Genomic DNA, 18,594 nt, shown 5'->3' on the forward strand with positions numbered 1-18,594 from the left:
ACGTCTCTCGCTACGAAATGATGGGGTGGGCCGGCCCTAGTCGATATTGGGAATGATGTCTTCGAGGAGGTTGCAGACCTCGTCGATCTGGGCCGGTTCGGCGATGAAGGGCGGGCCGAGCTGGATGGTGTCGCCGCCGAACCGCAGGTACAGCCCGCGTTTCCAGGCTTCCATCGCGATCTTGTAGGGGCGCAGGCCGGGCTGGCCGTCGGCGTGTTCGATCTGGACCGCGGCCGCCAGGCCGAGGTTGCGGATATCCACGATATGGCGCAGGCCCTTGAGCCCGTGTACCTGGGCCTCGAAGTGCGGCGCGAGTGCCGCGGCCTTGTCGACCATGTGCTCGTGCTCGTAGATATCCATCGCCGCCAGGCCGGCCGCACAGGCCAGCGGATGGGCGGAGTAGGTATAGCCGTGAAACAGCTCGATCTGATACGCCGGGCCGCCTTCGTCCATGAAGGTCTGGTAGATGGCGTCGCTGGTGACCACCGCGCCCATGGGCACGGCCGCGTTGGTGAGGTTCTTGGCCAGCGTCATGATGTCCGGGCGAACGCCGAACAGCTCCGCCCCGAAGGAGGCGCCGGTGCGCCCGAAGCCGGTCAGCACCTCGTCGAATATCAGCAGGATGTCGTGGCGATCGCAGATCTCGCGCAGGCGCTTGAGATAGCCTGCCGGCGGCACGATCACGCCCGCCGAGCCACTCATCGGTTCGACCATGACCGCGGCGACGTTGTCGGCGCCGTGGTGCTGGATCTTGTCTTCGAGGACATCGGCGAGTTCGGTGCCGTGCTCGGGAATGCCGCGGGAAAAACGGTTTTCCTCAAGCAGCGTATGCGGCAGGTGGTCGCTGGCGAGCATGTCACCGAAGTTCGCGCGGTTGGCGTCGATACCGCCCACGCCGGTGCCGCCGACGTTGACGCCGTGGTATCCCTTGGCACGGCCGATCAGACGTGTCCTGTTCGGCGCGCCGCGCTTGGCCCAGTAGGCGCGTGCGATCTTGAGCGCGGTATCCGCCGACTCGGAGCCCGAATTGGTGAAGAACACGTGATCGAGTCCGTCGGGCGTGAGGGTCTTCACGCGGTTGGCCAGCTCGAAGGCCAGCGGATGCGCGTACTGGAAGGGCGGGGCGTAGTCGAGCTCGCGCGCGGTGCGGGCGATGGCATCGGCGATCTCGCGGCGGCCGTGGCCGAAGCTGGTACACCACAGCCCCGACAGACTGTCGAAGATCTCGCGGCCGTCGGCGTCGATGTAATGACAGTCGCGCGCGCCCACGATCAGGCGCGGGTCTGCCTTGAACTGACGGTTGCCGGAAAACGGCATCCAGTAGGCGTTCATGTCGGCAGGAGTGAGGGCCGCGGCATGCGTGGCCAGATCGTCGGTAACCGAAACGCGGGATGTGGATGTCGACATGGGCCGGCCCTGTGAAGGAGTGTGTACGACGAGCCTATGCCGGGTTTATGTGTTATTAAATCGGCATGATTGAACGTTCACGTCAGCCAGCGCTTACGTATCGGGTGGGCACGCCATGATCGAGCGCCATATCGATCCGCTCGGCCAGATCAGCGATTTCGAGCTGCGCCTGATACGGGTATTCCGGGCCGTGGTCGAAAGCGGGGGGTTCACCGCCGCGGTGCCGACGCTGGGCATCAGCCGCTCCGCGATCAGTGTCTACATGGCCGATCTGGAGGCCCGGGTCGGCATGACGCTGTGCCAGCGCGGGCGCTCCGGGTTCGCGTTGACCGAAGAAGGCCGCGATATCTATCAGGCCGCCTCGCGCCTGCTTGCTGCGACCGAGGCGTTTCGTAGCGAGGTCAACAGCCTGCACCGGCATCTGCGCGGCGAGTTGAATATCGGCATCACCGACAATCTGGTCACGCTGCCGCATATGCGCGTGACCCATGCACTGGCCGAGCTCAAGCGGCGGGGCCCCGATGTACATTTCAATATTCACATGATCCCGCCCGCGGATGTGGAGATCGGGGTCATGGACGGCCGGCTGCACGTGGGCGTGGTGCCGGTGGTCAACGCACTGAGCGCGCTCGACTATCGGGCGCTCTATACCGAAACGGCCTGTCTGTACTGTGCCGACAATCATCCCCTGTTCGATCAGGCCGGGCAGGCCGGTGACGATCAGATTGAGGCCGCCGATGCCGTCGTGCCGGCCCAGGCGCTGCCCGCGGCCGGCCAGCGTCGTATCGAGGCCTTGAATGCGAGCGCGACCGCAACCGACCGTGAAGGCATTGCCTTTCTGGTACTCACCGGCTGCTATATCGGCTATCTCCCCGAGCATTTCGCCCAGCGCTGGGTCGATGCCGGCCGCCTGCGGCGGATACGCCCGGCGCAGTTGTTCTACCGGATCGACTACGCGGTGATCACCCGCCAGGACCGACGCCCCCACCGCGTGCTCGACACGTTCCTGGCCGAATTCCAGGGCGCGTAGATCCGCGCGCGACGCCCGTAAACCGGCTGGAAAGGCGGCTCGCGGTCGCGTGCCGTGCCGCGTCCGGCGTCCCGTCGGACCGCTGTCGCGCCGGTCGCGCGTTCGTCGGTGATCTGGCGGCGTACGGCGAGGCCCTGTTTCGCGCGGGGTCCAGGCCGGATAACGCGCTGTAGGGAAATAGTTAGAAGCACAGGGAAGGTCGCTCAAGGCTCGCTCACGGCCGTGCCCGCACCGGCGCGGCTGTTTGACAACGCGCGACAGCCTATGCATAGCTGTATTGGAATACATCACAAAGTATTGCATACCAATAACAACACGTGGACATCGAACCCGACAACGCCGATCCGACGGCCTCACCGCTCTATGTTCGCTCCGTGGCGAAAGCATTCGCGGTGTTGCAGGCATTCGACGATGGCCGTCAGACGATGAGCCTGTCGGAGATCGCCAGCGCGGTGGGCATGACCAAGAGTGCCGCCCAGCGTTTCACCTATACGCTCGGGGTGCTGGGGCTGCTGTCTCAGGATGCGGCCAGCCGCCGCTGGCAACTCACGCCACGAACGCTGGATATCGGTGCCCACTATCTCGCGGCCGATTCGCTGATCGAGCAGGCGACGCCGCATCTGGTCGAGCTCAATCACCGCTGCGGCGAATCGGTGAACCTGTCGCGTCCCGACGGGCTCGACATGGTTTTCGTCGCCCGCTTCACCAGCCACTCGCGCGCCTTTGTGCATATGCCGGTCGGTACCCGTATTCCCATGTTCTGTACGGCATCCGGCCGGGCCTATCTGTCGAGCCTGGCCCCGGCGCGCGCGCAGGCGACGATTCAGGCCTCGGTCCTGCATTCGTTCACCGCACATACGCTCACCGACCCCGAGCGCATCCAGGCGGCCATTGCCGAGGCCATACCGCGCGGTTTTGCCATGGCCTCGGAAGAGTTCTATCTGGGCGATCTGAATATCGCGGCCCCGATTCTGGCGGCCGACGGCAACGCGATCGGGGCGGTGAACGTGTCCTGTCCGACCAGCCGCTGGACGCTCGATCGCATGGCCGCCGAGATCGCGCCCATGCTCATGGAAACCGTACGCGGCATTTCGAGCGGGCCGAGCGCGCGCCTGCGTCAACAAGGCAATCGATAGCACACCACCGATAAACGACGGGGCATCTCATGCCGATTCGTAAACACAGTGAAAGCCGCACGCTGGCCGGCTTCGTTACTGCCGGTATATCCCGTGCCCAGGCGGGCTTGGGCCCCGGTATGAACGCGAGCCATTGGTCGGCGCCGGCGTTTCGGAACGGCGAAGAGCGGGTCGCCGAGTAAACGGCGGATTGAGATATTGGATATGAACGAAACCCAGTCGATGCCACCTTCGCTGTGGGCCGCCACTGCCGAGCCGGCCCCGCCCGTACAGCCGCTGGATAGCGATCGGACCACGGACGTCGTCGTGGTCGGCGGCGGCTATGCGGGCTTGTCGACGGCACTGCATCTGGCCGAAGCCGGCGCACAGACCCTACTGGTCGAGGCCAACCAAATCGGCTGGGGTGCATCGGGGCGTAGTGGCGGGCAGGTCATTCCCGGCATGAAGTACGACCCCGATGGCATGCGCCGGCTGTTCGGCGACGAAGCCGGGCACAAGATGGCACAAGTGTTCGGCGCGACCGCGGATCATGTATTCGACCTGATCGAACGCCATGATATCGCCTGTGAAGCCACCCGTGCCGGCTGGATACAGCCGGCGCATTCCAAGGCGGCCGAAAGCGCCGCGCTGGAGCGCTGCCGTCAATGGCAGGCTCTCGGCGCGAACGTGTCGGCCTTGAACGCGGCCGAAGTCGCCGATCTGCTGGGATCGAACGCCTACCACGGCGGCTGGATCGACCGCCGTGGCGGCTCGATCCAGCCGTTGTCGTATACCCGTGGCCTGGCGCGGGCCTGTCTGGCCGCCGGCGTGACCATCCACGACCGGACCGCGGTGAGCAAGCTGCGCCAGGACGCCGGCGCGTGGCAGTTGCCGACCGAAGGCGGGGCCACGATCCGGGCCCGGCGCGTGGTGTTGTGCACCAACGGTTATACCGGCGCGCTGTGGCCCGGGCTGCGGAAATCGATCATCGCCGCCAACAGTTTCCAGATCGCCACCGCGCCGCTGCCCGAAGACATCGGTGCCGATATCCTCAAGGGCGGCGTGGTCGCCTCGGATACGCGCAATCTGCTGGCCTACTGGCGGCGCGATCAGGCCGGCCGTCTGATCGTTGGCGGACGGGGCACGTTCGACGAGCCGACTTCCGCCTCGGATTTCCGCCATCTGAATCGCATGCTGGCCCGGATCTATCCGCAGGCCGCGGACCAGCCGATTGAATATCGCTGGGGCGGACGCGTGGCCATTACTCAGGATTTTCTGCCGCATGTGCATCAACCCGCCGACGGCTTGTCGGTGCTCATCGGCTGTCAGGGGCGCGGCATCGGCCTGCAGACCGCCATGGGCCGATGGCTGGCCGACTACATGGCGTCCGGTGAATCGACGCGGCTGCCGGTACCGATTACCTCGGTACGCCAGATCCCGCTGCATTCGCTGCGCCGACTCTATGTGTCGGCCATGTTGGCCTACTACAAGATGCGCGATCTGTTGTGAGCCGTGGCGGGTTTGGGCCCGCGAGAGGATTTAGACAAACCGGAGAGCCAAGCCTGATGGGAAAGAAACTTGCGATCGATGTGGGCGGTACGTTTACCGACGTGGTGCTCGCCGACGACGACAACGCGGCGTTGTATTTCGCCAAGACGCCGTCCTCGCCCGACGATCCGTCGACCGGGGTCTTGAACGGCATCGACAAGATATTCGCCCAGACGCAGACGAGCGCCGACGAGATCGAGGCATTCGTACACGGCACCACGTTCGTGACCAACGCGTTTCTGGAAAGCAAGGGTTCGCCGGTGGCCTTGCTGACTACCTACGGTTTTCGTGACGTGCTGGAAATCGGCCGCCAGAAACGGCCGAGTCTCTATGATCTCGATCAGGACCGGCCGGCCCATTTCGTACCGCGGCGCTACCGTTTCGGTATTGCCGAACGCATGGATGCACACGGTGATGTCGTCGAGCCCTTGAACGAAGACGAGGTCGTACGTGCCGTCGAGCGCGCTCGCGAGGCCGGTATCCGGTCGATCGCCGTGGTGTATCTGCATGCCTATGCCAACGCGGCACATGAACGTCAGACCGCCGAGATCATCCGGCGCGTGTATCCGGACTGCCATATCACGCTCTCGCACGAGATTGCGCCGGAATTTCGCGAATACGAGCGCTGTATCACCACCGTCGTCAACGCGTATCTGAAGCCGAACACGATTCGCTACCTGTCCAATCTGGCTCAAAAGCTCGAGCGTATCGGTTTGAAATCACCCTATATGGTCAAGTCGAGCGGCGGGGCGATGTCCTTGAACTCGGCCGGGCATCGGGCGGTGGAACTGCTTCTTTCGGGGCCCGCGGGCGGTGTGACCGGCTCGACGTTTCTGGCGCGCGAGCTGGGGTTCGACAACATCATCACCTTCGATATGGGCGGCACCAGCACCGATGTGGCGATGATTCTGGATCAAAGCCCGAACGCGACGATGGAAGGCCAGATCGCCGGCTATCCGCTCAAGGTATCGATGATCGATATGGAAACCGTCGGGGCGGGCGGGGGCAGCATCGGCTGGATGGACCAGGGGCAACTACTCAAGGTCGGCCCGGAGAGCGCCGGCGCGATTCCGGGGCCCGCCTGTTACGGCAACGGCGGCGATCAGCCCACTATTACCGATGCCAATCTGGTGCTCGGACGCCTGGATCCGGGCGCCTTCTACAGCGGTGAACTCGAACTGGATGTCGCCGCCGCCCGTACGGCCTTCGCATCGATCATGGCTCAGACCGATCTGTCGCTCGAACAGGCCGCGCTCGGCGTGATTCGTATCGGCAATCACCATATGGCCGAAGCGGTTCGCCGGGTGACGATTCGCAAGGGGCTCAACCCGCGTGACTTCGTGCTGTTCGCCTTTGGCGGCGCGGCGTCGCTGCATGCCACCCAGATCGCGCGCGAACTCGGGATCCCGAAGGTGCTCGTGCCCTATATGGCATCCGAGATGTCGGCGTTCGGTTTCCTGACCACCGATATCCGCCATGACGTGTCGCTGACTCGCCTGACGCCCTTAACCGATGATGCCGCGGCTGCGATCACTGAAGCGCTTGACGAAGTCACCGCGCTCGGCGCGACGCGCCTGGACGACGAAGCGGTCGCCGAGGCCGATCGGCGCTATGCCTACCAGCTGGATCTGCGCTTCAAGGGTCAGGCGTTCGAGGTGCCGGTCAACTTCGAAGACGACGACCGTGCGGCTATGAATGGCGAGCGGATCAGATCGCTGTTCCGCCAGGAATACGAAAACCGTTACGGCTATGGCGATTTCAGCGCGCCTGTCGAAATCGTGAATTTTCGAGCCACGGCGATCGGCCTGGCATCGAAGGTCGATGTCCACGCGCTCGAACGTAACAGCTCGCACAGCGGCGCCAGCGCGCCCGTACGCCATCGCGAGGTCTATGACGAAAGCGTCGGGCGCTTCGTTGCGACGCCGATTCATGTACTCGCGGACATGGGGCCGGGCGATCGTATCGAAGGCCACGCGCTGGTCGAAGGCCAGAACACCACGATTCTCGTCCATGCCGGCGATACCGCGGAACTCGACGGCCTGGGCAATCTGCATATCGATATCGCAAGGGGTGACGCATGAACATGACTGACACGCACAAGATCGACCCGATCGATATGGAAGTCGTCGGCCATACCATGATCTCGATCGCCGACGAAATGGCGATCACGCTCCAGCGAACGGCCTATTCGAGCATCGTGCGCGAAGCCAAGGATTTCTCGACCGCGCTGTTCAACGCCCACGGTGATCTGCTGGCGCAGTCCGAAAGTATCCCGACGCATCTGGGCTCGATGGGCAAGACGCTCAAGCGCGTGCTGGCCGACTATATTCCGGCCCACGAGATCGCGCCCGGCGATCAGATCGTGCTCAATCATCCCTACCTGGGGGCATCGCATACGCCGGATATCCTGTTGTACGCGCCGGTGTTCGTGGACGATCGGCTGATCGCTTTCAGCGCGACGATGTGTCATCACGTCGATGTCGGCGGCGTGGTTGCCGGCAGCGCGCCGTCGAACGCGACCGAGCTGTTCCAGGAAGGGCTGCTCATTCCGCCGCTGAAGCTGTATGAAAAGGGCGAGGAGAATCGCGCGATCACCGAGATCATTCGCGCGAACGTCCGCATGCCCGACTACACCCTGGGCGATCTGCGTTCACAGATCTCGGCCAATGCGATCGGCGTGCGGCGGCTTTCGCGGCTGCTCGATCGCTACGGCGCAGATACCGTCATCCGCATCATGAATGCCTGGATGGATTACTCGCAGGACAAGATCCGCACGCGCCTGGCCGAACTGCCCGACGGGACCGGCCGCGCGACCGGCCATCTCGACGATGACGGCGTGGATATCGGTCAACGTATCGATCTGCCGGTCGAGATCTCGATTGCCGGTGATCGTATTCATTTCGACTTCACCGGCGTGGCGCGCCAGGTGCGTGGGCCGTTCAACGTCAGTCCGGAAACGGTCTGGTCGGTGGCCTACTACATCACACGCTGTCTGACCGGCGGGCAGGCGGTACAGAACGAAGGCGTGTTCCGCCAAGTGGACGTGACGCTGGCCGAGGGCACCATCCTCAACCCGCGTTTTCCGGCGCCTGTCAGCGGTCGGTATCACACCATCATGCGGCTGAGCGATATCTGCTTTCAGGCCTGTTCACAGCTTCTGCCAGACCGGATACCGGCCTCGAGCCATGCGCATGCGACCACCCTGGCGATCGGCGGACGAAAACCCGACGACGGCCAGTATTTCGTCTACTACGAGCTCAACGGCGGCGGTATGGGCGCACGGCCGGGCAAGGACGGTCTCAGCGGTATCGACGTTTATGTGGGCAACTGCATGAATGTGCCGGTGGAATCGGCCGAGCAGGAATATCCGCTGCGCTTTACCCAATACGAACTCTACGAGAACTCCGGCGGCCTGGGCGAATATCGCGGCGGGCTGGGCATCGTGCGCGAGGTCGAACTGCTCGCCGACGAGCTTACGGTCACGCTACGTAACGACGGCGAGACCACGCATCCTGCCGGCGCCCAGGGCGGCTGCGACGGGCTGCCGGCCCACAAGATGATCAATCGCGGGCGTGCCGATGAGACACGTATCCAGGGCAAGGTGACCGCCCGGCCCATGTGCCGGGGCGATCGGATTGCCATGTACACGGCCGGCTCCGGCGGCTACGGCGATCCGGCACGGCGACACCCGGCCGCGGCGGCAGCCGACCGCGACGACGGTTATATCAGCGGTTGAACAGCAACGCGCTACCGGGCGGTGGCCGCGTCGAGCCCGGTATCAGATCTTTTTGCACCGTGCTGATGGCGCAGTGAAATACCGATGGTCGTTAGCCGACGATTCAAGCAACACGCAAAGGGGACCTAGCCAATGAACAGCCCGGATCGACAAGTCCGCGACAACGCACGCGGCCAAGGGAGCGCCAGTACCGGCAAGGCCGTACGAACCAGTCGCCTGCTCGACATCGTTCTCTGGTCGCTCTGGCTCGTGATCATGTGGGGGTTCCTGATCACGCTGGCGATGACCGATTCACCGCATGACGTGCCCGGTATGCACGAACTCATCATTACCGGGTACTTCTTCGGCTTTGCGGCGATTTTCGCCTTGATCTATTTGATCGTATTGAAAAGGGGTTGAAGCGATGATCGTCGGTTCCGGGATCGTTCTCATACTGATCGTGTTCACGCTGATCAGCCTATGGTGTCGCAAGAAGATTCATTCCTCGGAAGACTACTGGCTGATGGGGCGCCGGGCGACCTGGTGGATGTTCGCCGGCACGCTGTGCGCCAGCTATGTCAGCCTGGCGACGTTCATCGGCGGCGTTGGCGCAGCCTGGCAGTGGGGGCCGATGCCGTATCTGCTGTTCTTCACCAGCAGTCTGACGTTTGGCTGGCTGATCGCCGTGGTGCTCATCGGGCTGCGCATGCGCAAGATGGGTTGCACGAGTATCAGCGACTTCTATCAGCAGCGGTTCGGCGACGACAGCAAGGGTCTTTTCACCGGCATCGGCGCCGCGTTGGCCGCGATCCTGTTCTTCTATCTGCTCATTCAGTTGCAGGGCGGCGGTATCGTCATCGCCACCATATTCGATATTCCGCAAGCCGTCGGTGTGGCTATCATGCTGGCGATCATCGCGCTGACGCTGGGCTCGTCGGGTATGTATTCGGTGGTGATGACCGATACGGTGTCGATGTTCATCTTCATCATCGCCGGCATCGTCGTGCTGCCCGGTACGATCCTGGCCGTCGGCGGGCTGGATACCGGGTTGGCAGCCGTCGGCGCCAATGGCGGATGGGGCGCGACCGGCTCGTCCGGTCTGTCGATGTCCTATTTCGTCGGGTTCGCGCTAGCCTGGTTATCCATCATCGGCGGCTCGCCCCATCTGATCAATCGGTCGTTGATCGTCGATACGCCGAGATCGATCGTCAAGGGCTCGTTCGTCGCCTATATCATTACGATCGCGCTCACCGTCGTCGTGTTCATCGCCAGCGCCATGCTCGTGGCAGTGATCGAACCGGGTTCGATGAGCCCGGACGATATCTCGGCGTATGCCGCGGTCAACGTCTGGCCGCCGGTCGTGGGTTTCTTTCTGATCGGCGGCGCGATGGCCGCCGCCTTCACCACGGCGAATACACAAACGCTGACCGTATCGCAGGGCGTGGTGGATATTTTCCGGTTCGCCAGCAAACGTCGTTTTTCTGATCGCAATATCCAGCGCTTGACCATGGTCATCAGCGTACTCGTGCTGATCATCGTGGGCGTCTTTGCGGTTCAGCAGGTCTGGCTGATCGTCATCGCCAGCTCGCTGGCCGGCGTGATCGCCTCGCTCGGCTTCTTTCCCACCCTGATCGTGTCGCTCTACTGGAAAGGTGTAACCACCCAGGCCGTCAAGATCATGCTCTGGGGATCGATCCCGATCGGCGCGTTCATGATTGCCACCAACACCGCATGGGGCTGGTTTGCACCGTTTCCCACGATCTACAGCTATCCGATCGGCTTCGGTGGGCTGATTCTGCTGTCCTGTCTGACTCGCCAGACCGAAGGTGCAGCCGAGGGCTATGACCGGATGCAAGCGACGGCGTTCCAAGTCAGTGCGTCGAAGATCGAGAAGAACGATCTATGGACGATCGCAATCGGGCTGTTGTTCATCCTGGCCGTCTTTATCGGGCTGCAGATCTTGCTCGGAATCTGGTAGCGCCTGTCGTTGCCGAGGGTCTGCCTGCGATCGGTGACGGGATCGGTTTATAGATAGCGCGTCATCTGCTCGAGCCGGTCCTTGCCGAAGAACATCTCGTCGCCGACGAAGAAGGTGGGAATGCCGAACACGCCGCGCTCGACCGCGGCCGCGGTGTTGTCGATCAGCCGTTGCTTGATCTCCGGCTGGCGCGTCGCATCGAGCAAGCCGGTCGCGTCGAGGTCGGCGGCGGCCAGTACGTCGGCGACAATCGCCGGATCGTCCATCTTCAGCTGATGTTCCCAGAGACCCGTCAGCACGGCCTCGGTATAAGGCTTGCCGACGCCGGCCGCCTCGGCCGCGATCAACCCGCGCATGACCAGCAGGGTGTTGACCGGGAAATGCGGGTTGAAGCTGAATCGGTGGATGCCGTAGCGCTCGATGAAACGCTGCATTTCCAGCCGTTGATAGGCGAGCTTGCCCTTGATCTGGGCAAAGGCGGTGACGGGCGACTGGTTGCCTGTTGCCTTGAAGATGCCGCCGAGCAAGCAGGGCGTGAGCCTGACTGATACCTCGTAGGAGCCGAGGACTTCGGGCAGGGCGCGATAGGCCAGATAGGCATTCGGACTGCCGAAATCGAAGATGAATTCAACCCAGCGGCGATCGGACACGGGACTACTCCTTGAGATGGGTCGGGTTTACCAGGTTTCGGCCCAGGGCCGCAGATCCAGCTCGTGGGTCCAGGCGCTGCGCGGCTGTTGCCACAACCAGACATAGTTTTCGGCCAGATCGTCCGGCTTTAGGATGCGATCTTCGGCCAGTAGCCGTTCGAACTCCGGCTTGGTATCGCGTGCGAACGCGCCGTCGATAGAGCCGTCGACCACCACGTGACCGACATGAATGCCCTGGGGGCCGAGTTCACGCGCCATACTCTGGGCGAGCGCGCGCAGTGCGTGCTTGGCACCGGCGAACGCGGAGAAGCCGGCACCGCCGCGTAGGCTGGCCGTGGCGCCGGTGAAGATGATCGTGCCGCGGCCGCGCGGCGTCATGTGGCGGGCCGCTTCGCGGCCGTTGAGAAAGCCGGCCAGCGCGGCCATCTCCCAGACCTTGGTATAGACACGGGTCGTCGTCTCGGTCACGGCGAATTTCACATTCGCGCCGATATTGAACACGACGACTTCAAGCGCTCCGATCTCGTCTTCGATATGTCGGTAAAGCTCGATCACGTCGTCCTCGGATCGGGCATCGGTCGGGAAGGCATGGGCACGGCCGCCGGCGGCACGAATCTCGTCGACCAGTTCATTTAGCTCGTTTGCATGGCGTGGCCGTCGAGTGACACAGACAGTCAGACCGCGGCGAGCAAAGGCGCGCGCAATGGAACTGCCGACGCCGATACCGGCCCCCACGACGAGACAGACGCGCTCGGGTTCATTCACGGCCTACTCCGTTTAAAATCTGTACGGAGTATTCATCACGGGTACAATTCCGTCAATAAGCCCACGATTCACGGTGCGCGCCTTGCGTTGGAACGAGCTGGAATACGAAGCCTGTTCAGTGGCTCGGACGCTGTCCGTCATCGGCGACCGATGGACATTGATGCTGCTGCGCGAATGCTTCATGGGCGTGCGCCGTTTCGAGCATTTCCAGGCCCGGCTGGATATCTCGCGAACCATCGTGCGTGATCGGCTCACGCATCTGGTTGACCATGGGGTTCTGGAGCGCCGCGCTTACGAAACACGCCCACCACGCCACGAATATCGCTTGACCGAGGCAGGGCGCGCACTGCATCCGATACTGGTCACGATCGCTCAGTGGGGGGACGCATACAGGGCCGACGATTCGGGCCCTCCGCTGGTACGCATGCATCGTCCCTGTGGCCACGCCCTGGATGCCCAGCTGGTATGCACAACCTGTCATACGCCGGTGCTGCCGCAGGACGTCTCGCTCCATCGAGGCCCGGGCGGGGGAAGCGTGCCGTTTGGGAACAGCGACAGCCGCTGAGTACGACACGACACGCCGGAACATCGATATCCGCCAGTTGGATCCGAGGTCGAATCAGGCGCGGATCGGGGGGTGTCGATACCACGGAGTGGCGGCTAGGCTCATTCCGATGGCCGGCGATATCGTGTTGTAGATACGGCCGGGGGAATGGTGGTGCCATGAAGGCGTCCGCCCGTATGGCACCACCTCGACCCGATGCATGTGCGCCTGTTGGCAAAGCCTGGGCCGGGCCTGTCGCAGCGGCCGGCCGTCGTTTCACCCGTCCGGCCGCTGCCTGCGTTCAGGCTCCGAGCAGGCCGGTGAAAAACTGCGTGGCGTTGGTTTCAAGGCTGTCGATATCGTAGCCGCCTTCCTGGATCACGCAGACCGGCAGGCCGAGTGCATCCATGGCCTGGCCGAGTCGGGCGAAACCTTCGCTGCTGACCGCCACCTTGGCCTGCGGGTCGTCCTTGTAGATATCGAATCCGAGGGTCAGCACGAGCACATCGGCATCGAAGAGTCGTATGGCGGCAATCGCCTCGTCGAGTTTCTCGAAGAACGTCTGTTCGGGCGAACCATGGGGCATGGGCAGGTTGATGTTGTAGCCGTAGCCCACGCCTTCGCCCCGTTCGTCGGCATGGCCGGTGACGACGGGGTAGAAGTTGGTCGGATCACCATGAATCGAGATATACAGTACGTCATCGCGCTCGTAGAAGATCTCCTGGATCCCCTGACCGTGATGCATGTCGGGATCCAGAATCGCGACCCGCTCGAATTTGCCGCGTAGCGCTTGTGCAGCGATTGCAGCGTTGTTGAGATAGCAGAAGCCGCCGGCGCCGTCGCGCCGTGCGTGATGGCCCGGCGGACGGCACAACCCATAGGCGAACCGTTCGCCGGACAGAATATCGTCGGCAGCACTCAGCCCGACCTGTGCGGACTGGTAAGCGGCCGCCCAGGTCTTTTCGCCGATCGGGCAACTGCCGTCGGCCTGGTAGCGTGCCGATTCAGCGAGAATGCCCTTGAGCGGATTGGGCGAGCGCACGAAGATGTTCGACATCACCTCGTTGCCCCAGTCGTCGGGAATCGCCATCCATCGACGATGTGCGGATTCCAAAAAGCGGAGATAACCGAGGTCATGGACCGCGGAGATCGGTGCCATGCCGTGATCCCGCGGTTGAGAAAGCTCGACGCCGAGACCTTTCAGAGCCGCGATCAGTGGCGGCGTGCGGGCCGGAATCTCCTGCGGCGCGCGCATCTGACCGCGGGTCAGATAGCTCTGGGGCACATGGTCGTTCTGGCGTTCGTCGAAATAGGCTTTCACTGCGCGTATCCGTGGTTGAGTGGGCAAGATCGTACGGCCGTCGGCCGTCGTGATTAGACTGGCAACATACGCCGCCCGCGCTTTGTACTGCAATGGTCGTACCGGCGGTACCGGCCGCTGCGGCTCGCTGGCCGTCGCGGTCCGGCGTCGATCGGGCGGGGCCGACGGTGTCCACCGGCGGTGCACGCGTGTACGGCCATCATCTGTTCGGCGGCGATAGCGACGACGAAAGCCGCACCACGAACCCGAACCGTCGATAGGCCTGTCTCGGCCTTCGTCCGGTAGCGGCAGGACGTAGTGCGGGCCCGAGAGCCATCTGGCGGACCGTTCGTGTTCACAGTCGAGCCAGACGGTGGGAACGGCCGGGCCGCCGTAGCGTCGTATGCGGGCGATACTTGGCGTACACGAAAAAGGCGGCCCGAAGGCCGCCTCGATCGATCCGGGTTCGAAGCCGTCGAATCAGCTGCCGTCGGGCACGGTTTGCAGTTCGACGTACTCCAGCAGGCCGTCGTGGCCGCCTTCGCGGCCGATACCCGAATGCAGCATGCCGCCGAAGGGCGCATGGGCTGCCGGGCCGGTGGCCGTGTTGTACCCGCAATGGCCAAAGTGCAGCTGGGCGATGATCTTGTGCGCCCGCTTGGCATCCTTGCCGAAGACATAGGAGGCCAGGCCGAACTCGGTGTCGTTGCCCTGTTGGACCGCCTGTTCGTCGGTGTCGAACGCGATCATGGGAATCAGCGGGCCGAAGGTCTCTTCCTGGCAGCACAGCATGTCGTGGGTGACGTCGGTGATGACGGTCGGCGGATAGAACAGGTTCTTGTCGGAATCCAGCTCGTCCGGGTGCTTGCCGGCCACCAGTGTCGCGCCCTTGGACAGCGCATCCTTGACGTGATCGTGGACCTTGTCGAAGCCGGCGGCGTTGACCAGCGGGCCGATATCGACGTCCTCGTCCATGCCGTCGCCGACCTTGAGCGCCTTCACCTTCTCGACGACCTTGTCGGTGAATTCCTTGTACACATTGGAGTGCACGAAGATCCGGTTGGCACAGACACAGGTCTGGCCGCAACCGCGGAACTTGTTGGCGATCAGGTTATCGGCGGCCGAATCCAGGTCGGCGTCATCGAGCACGATGAAGGGCGCGTTGCCCCCCAGTTCCAGGCCGAGTTTCTTGACGTGTTGCCGGGACTGCTCGATCAGCAGCTGGCCGACGCCGGTGGAGCCGGTGAACGAGATCATGGGTACGTCGGGCGAGCTCATCAGTTCGCCGCCGATCTCCTTCGAGCTGCCCATTACCAGGTTGATCACGCCCTTGGGCAGATCGAGCCGGTCGTGCATGATCTGGAACATCGCGATCATGGTCAGCGGCGTTTCGGTAGCGGGCTTGATCACGACCGGACAGCCGGCGGCGATTGCCGGCGCAATCTTCTTGGCGATCATGCCGATCGGAAAATTCCACGGGGTGATCAGGCCGGCCACGCCGATCGCGCGTTTGTAGACGGTCCACGTGCAGTCCTTGACCTTGTCGGCCAGCTCCTCGGGTGCCAGGCCGTCTTCCATGCTCTTGGCGAAATAATCGAAGAAGCTCGCCGCATACTCGACTTCGCCCTGGGCTTCTTTCCACGGCTTGCCATGCTCGAGGCACAGAATCCGGCCGATCTCTTCCTTTTCGGCGATCAGCGCATCGCGGGTGTCTTCGAGCCATTCGCGACGCGTGGCGACATCGGGCATCGAGGGCAGCGCCGCCTTGGCGGCAGCGATTGCGCGTGCGGTTTCGTCGGCCGCCATGTAGGGGATCTCGGCCAGGGTCTTGCCGTTGGCCGGGTTGAGCACCTCGACCGTCCGTCCGGAGTCCGCGTCGACCCACTGGCCGTCGATATAGCCGGAAATATTCTTGAGTAGATACGATTCGATCATGTTGTCCTCGGTCCTGTCGGTTCGGCGAAATCCGGGGGCACGACCGGTCACGCACAGCGCCGGCGGTCGGTCAGTGCCGTCTGTCTATCAGTTATCAGGGCGCCGGCATGTTTTTAAACCCTGATCGGCGCGCGTGCGCGTCATTGCCCGCCCGGTGCGTAGCCATGACGCTTGCTGACTTCGTTGAACAGCGGCTCGCCGGACTGCCAGCGGCGCAGGTTGTCCAGAAACTGGTCGATCAGCGCGTCTCGCCAGCCGATGAAGTCGCCGGCCATGTGTGCCGACATCAGTACGTTGTCCATGTCCCAGAGCGGATGGTCGCCGGGCAACGGTTCGCTCTCGAACACGTCGAGAGCCGCGCCGGCGATCTGGCCCGTCTCTAACGCGGTGACCAGGTCGTCTGTGACCACGATCGGCCCGCGGCCGATATTGATGAAACGCGCATGCTCGGGCATGGCCTCGAACCGACCCGCGTCGAACCAGCCTTCGGTGGCGTCGGTCAACGGCGCAGCGACCACCACGTAGTCGGCACGGGCCAGATGTTCGTCGAGCGTGTCGGCCGCGTATACCGCGTCGAAGACGTCATCTGCAGGACGTTCGCGCCGCGCGATACCGGCGACGCCCATGCCGGCAGCACGACACAGCGCGCCGATCTCGCGGCCGATCGAACCGGCGCCGACCACCAGCACCCGTTTGCCTTCGATGGTCTCGGTATCGCGATGAACCCAGCGGTGGGCGTGCTGATAGCGAATGTTGTTGCGTGTGTCCTTGGCGAATACGAGGATCGCGCCCAGTACGTATTCGGCGATCGAACGATCGAAGATGCCCTGGGCGTTGGTCACCGGAATACTGGAGTCGACCAGCGCGTCGAACATCAACTGGTCGACGCCTGCGCTGGCCGCGTGCACCCACTCGAGCGAATCGGCGGCATCCCAGGCGGCCTCCAGCGACTCGGTGCGGAAATCGGTCACCAACAGGATACGGCTGCCCGGCAGGGCCGCGCGCAGACTGGCCTCGTCGCAGGCGATGCGCAGATCGGCGATGTCGTGCAGCCGGGCCAGGCTTTCGGGCCCTTCGGCACTGTCGCTGAGCACGGTGATGCGAACGGGCGGGTCGGCGGGCTCGGGGCCGCGGGGCGTGCGGTAATCGCTCATGAATACAGTGGGCAGCCCGATTGGAGCAGCGTGCGGACGGTGGCCATGGCGCACGGTACCCAGAGGCCTTGAGCTGCGTCAACACAAACCCGTGCAGGCTTGGCGGAATCTTGTCTTGACCGGGCTCCTACGACCTGCATACGCTCGCGATATCGGTGGCTGGGGCGCTACCGAATTTTTCCAACAAGAGGTGGGCATGGCTGCGAATCTGGAAACGAGCAACAAGGTGCTGGCGGCCGATCCGGGCGAGCGCTATGTGCGCAGCCGCATGGTCTGGAACCCGGCGATGCACGCGATTCCGGTCTCTGGCATCCGGCGCATGGTCAATCGGGCCGCCGAACTCGACGACGTCGTGCATCTGTCGATCGGCCAGCCGGACTTCGCCACCCCGAGGCATATCATCGACGCCCATATCCACGCGCTGGAAGCCGGTCAGACAGGCTATACCATGGACGCCGGTCTGCCGGAGCTGCTGACCGCGCTCAAGGATTACTACAACAACAAGTATCGCAGCACGCTCTCGGAAGACAACTTCCTGGTTACCACGGGGGCCACCGAAGGCATTTACCTGATGCTCACGGCGATGGCCGCGCCGGGCCGCGAGTTCATCATCGCCGACCCGACGTTCCTGTTGTACGCGCCGCTGATCCGGATGAACGGCGGACAGGTACGCACCGTCCCGACCAAGGCCAGCGAAGGCCATCAGATCGATCCCGAACGCATCATCAAGATGATCGGGCCGAACACCCATGCCATTGTGCTCAATTCGCCGTCGAACCCGACCGGTACGGTCTATCCGCGCGAGACGATCGAATGGCTGTGCCAGGAAGCGGCCTATCGCGGCGTCGAGATCCTTTCCGACGAGGTCTACGACAACCTCATACTCGACGATATCGACTACCCGAGCGTGTTGTCTTGCGCAACCGATCTCGACGGCGTGTCGGTGGTCTCGAGTTTTTCCAAGACCTATGCCATGCCCGGGCTGCGTGTCGGCTGGATCGTGGCCGATCAGAACACCATCCGTACGCTGCGCCGCTATCACATGTTCACGACCACGGTCGCCAGTACGCCGGCCCAGTGGGCGGGCGTCGCCGCACTGCTGGGCGACCAGAGCTGTATCACCGAAATGGTTACCGAGTACTCGCGTCGCCGCGATCGGGTAGTCGATCTGGTCGCCGATACGCCCGGCCTGACCGGTTACTGGCCACAGGGCGCGTTCTATATCGCGCCGTCGCTGCCCAACGGAGTGGATGCCAGTAATCTGTGCATGCGCATGCTCGAGGAAACCGGCGTCTGCGTGATTCCGGGCGACGCCTTCGGCGAGGATTCCAACAATCTGATGCGGATCAGCTATTCGACGTCCATGGAAAAGATCGAGGAAGCCTTCGAACGCATGCAGCCCTGGATGGCGCGCCAGCCGGAATTCCGCGGCTATTAGTACAGTGCCCCGGTG

The 18,594-nt window shown here is 63.3% G+C and carries 15 protein-coding genes; 9 read left to right on the forward strand and 6 right to left on the reverse strand.

The window, feature by feature from the left end; genetic code table 11:
• Positions 1-36: 36 nt before the first annotated feature.
• Entirely contained in the window at positions 37-1,407 is a 1,371-nt protein-coding gene (gene aptA, locus T31B1_RS15435) for an omega-aminotransferase AptA (RefSeq protein WP_502951006.1), read from the reverse strand.
• 115 nt (positions 1,408-1,522) lie between these two features.
• On the opposite strand from aptA, the gene T31B1_RS15440 reads away from it, so the two are divergent.
• From T31B1_RS15440 to T31B1_RS15470, 7 genes are all read left to right on the forward strand, one after another.
• Positions 1,523-2,437, forward strand: a complete 915-nt coding sequence (locus T31B1_RS15440; protein WP_353250422.1) for a LysR family transcriptional regulator — start codon at positions 1,523-1,525, stop codon at positions 2,435-2,437.
• Positions 2,438-2,754: 317 nt separating this feature from the next.
• The gene (locus T31B1_RS15445; protein WP_353250423.1) at positions 2,755-3,573 is read left to right on the forward strand and encodes an IclR family transcriptional regulator; all 819 of its coding nucleotides are present in this window, start codon (positions 2,755-2,757) and stop codon (positions 3,571-3,573) included.
• 204 nt (positions 3,574-3,777) lie between these two features.
• Positions 3,778-5,061 carry an NAD(P)/FAD-dependent oxidoreductase gene (locus tag T31B1_RS15450; protein WP_353250424.1) on the forward strand — a complete coding sequence of 428 codons (1,284 nt, stop codon included), beginning with the start codon at positions 3,778-3,780 and terminating at the stop codon, positions 5,059-5,061.
• A 56-nt stretch (positions 5,062-5,117) separates the two neighbouring features.
• Positions 5,118-7,181, forward strand: coding sequence for a hydantoinase/oxoprolinase family protein (locus T31B1_RS15455; protein ID WP_353250425.1), 2,064 nt, complete (start codon positions 5,118-5,120; stop codon positions 7,179-7,181).
• Complete coding sequence (locus T31B1_RS15460) at positions 7,178-8,836, forward strand: hydantoinase B/oxoprolinase family protein (protein ID WP_353250426.1); 1,659 nt, start codon at positions 7,178-7,180, stop codon at positions 8,834-8,836. The genes T31B1_RS15455 and T31B1_RS15460 overlap by 4 nt, the downstream gene beginning before the upstream one ends.
• A gap of 132 nt (positions 8,837-8,968) precedes the next feature.
• The gene (locus T31B1_RS15465) at positions 8,969-9,235 is read left to right on the forward strand and encodes a hypothetical protein (protein ID WP_353250427.1); all 267 of its coding nucleotides are present in this window, start codon (positions 8,969-8,971) and stop codon (positions 9,233-9,235) included.
• 4 nt (positions 9,236-9,239) lie between these two features.
• The gene (locus T31B1_RS15470) at positions 9,240-10,793 is read left to right on the forward strand and encodes a sodium:solute symporter family protein (protein WP_353250428.1); all 1,554 of its coding nucleotides are present in this window, start codon (positions 9,240-9,242) and stop codon (positions 10,791-10,793) included.
• A gap of 47 nt (positions 10,794-10,840) precedes the next feature.
• Here T31B1_RS15470 and T31B1_RS15475 read toward each other — a convergent pair whose 3' ends face one another.
• Both T31B1_RS15475 and T31B1_RS15480 read right to left on the reverse strand, forming a co-directional pair.
• Complete coding sequence (locus T31B1_RS15475) at positions 10,841-11,443, reverse strand: 2-hydroxychromene-2-carboxylate isomerase (protein ID WP_353250429.1); 603 nt, start codon at positions 11,441-11,443, stop codon at positions 10,841-10,843.
• A 27-nt stretch (positions 11,444-11,470) separates the two neighbouring features.
• Positions 11,471-12,208 carry an SDR family oxidoreductase gene (locus T31B1_RS15480; protein ID WP_353250430.1) on the reverse strand — a complete coding sequence of 246 codons (738 nt, stop codon included), beginning with the start codon at positions 12,206-12,208 and terminating at the stop codon, positions 11,471-11,473.
• 73 nt (positions 12,209-12,281) lie between these two features.
• Here T31B1_RS15480 and T31B1_RS15485 point away from each other — a divergent pair, with 73 nt between their 5' ends.
• A complete protein-coding gene (locus T31B1_RS15485) occupies positions 12,282-12,773 on the forward strand; it encodes a winged helix-turn-helix transcriptional regulator (protein WP_353250431.1) in 492 nt (163 codons plus the stop codon).
• A 280-nt stretch (positions 12,774-13,053) separates the two neighbouring features.
• Here the strand turns inward: T31B1_RS15485 and T31B1_RS15490 are convergent, their stop codons facing one another.
• The 3 genes from T31B1_RS15490 to T31B1_RS15500 form a co-directional block, all read right to left on the reverse strand.
• Positions 13,054-14,073, reverse strand: a complete 1,020-nt coding sequence (locus tag T31B1_RS15490; protein WP_353250432.1) for a histone deacetylase family protein — start codon at positions 14,071-14,073, stop codon at positions 13,054-13,056.
• A 459-nt stretch (positions 14,074-14,532) separates the two neighbouring features.
• Positions 14,533-15,987, reverse strand: a complete 1,455-nt coding sequence (locus tag T31B1_RS15495) for an NAD-dependent succinate-semialdehyde dehydrogenase (protein ID WP_353250433.1) — start codon at positions 15,985-15,987, stop codon at positions 14,533-14,535.
• Positions 15,988-16,127: 140 nt separating this feature from the next.
• On the reverse strand, positions 16,128-17,141 hold the full coding sequence (locus T31B1_RS15500; protein ID WP_353250434.1) for a D-2-hydroxyacid dehydrogenase: 1,014 nt from the start codon (positions 17,139-17,141) through the stop codon (positions 16,128-16,130).
• Between the two features lie 196 nt (positions 17,142-17,337).
• Between T31B1_RS15500 and T31B1_RS15505 the strand changes: the two genes are divergently transcribed.
• Entirely contained in the window at positions 17,338-18,579 is a 1,242-nt protein-coding gene (locus tag T31B1_RS15505; protein ID WP_353250435.1) for a pyridoxal phosphate-dependent aminotransferase, read from the forward strand.
• The last annotated feature ends 15 nt before the right edge of the window (positions 18,580-18,594 follow it).

It is taken from the genome of Salinisphaera sp. T31B1 (assembly GCF_040361275.1).
Classification (GTDB): Bacteria; Pseudomonadota; Gammaproteobacteria; order Nevskiales; family Salinisphaeraceae; genus Salinisphaera.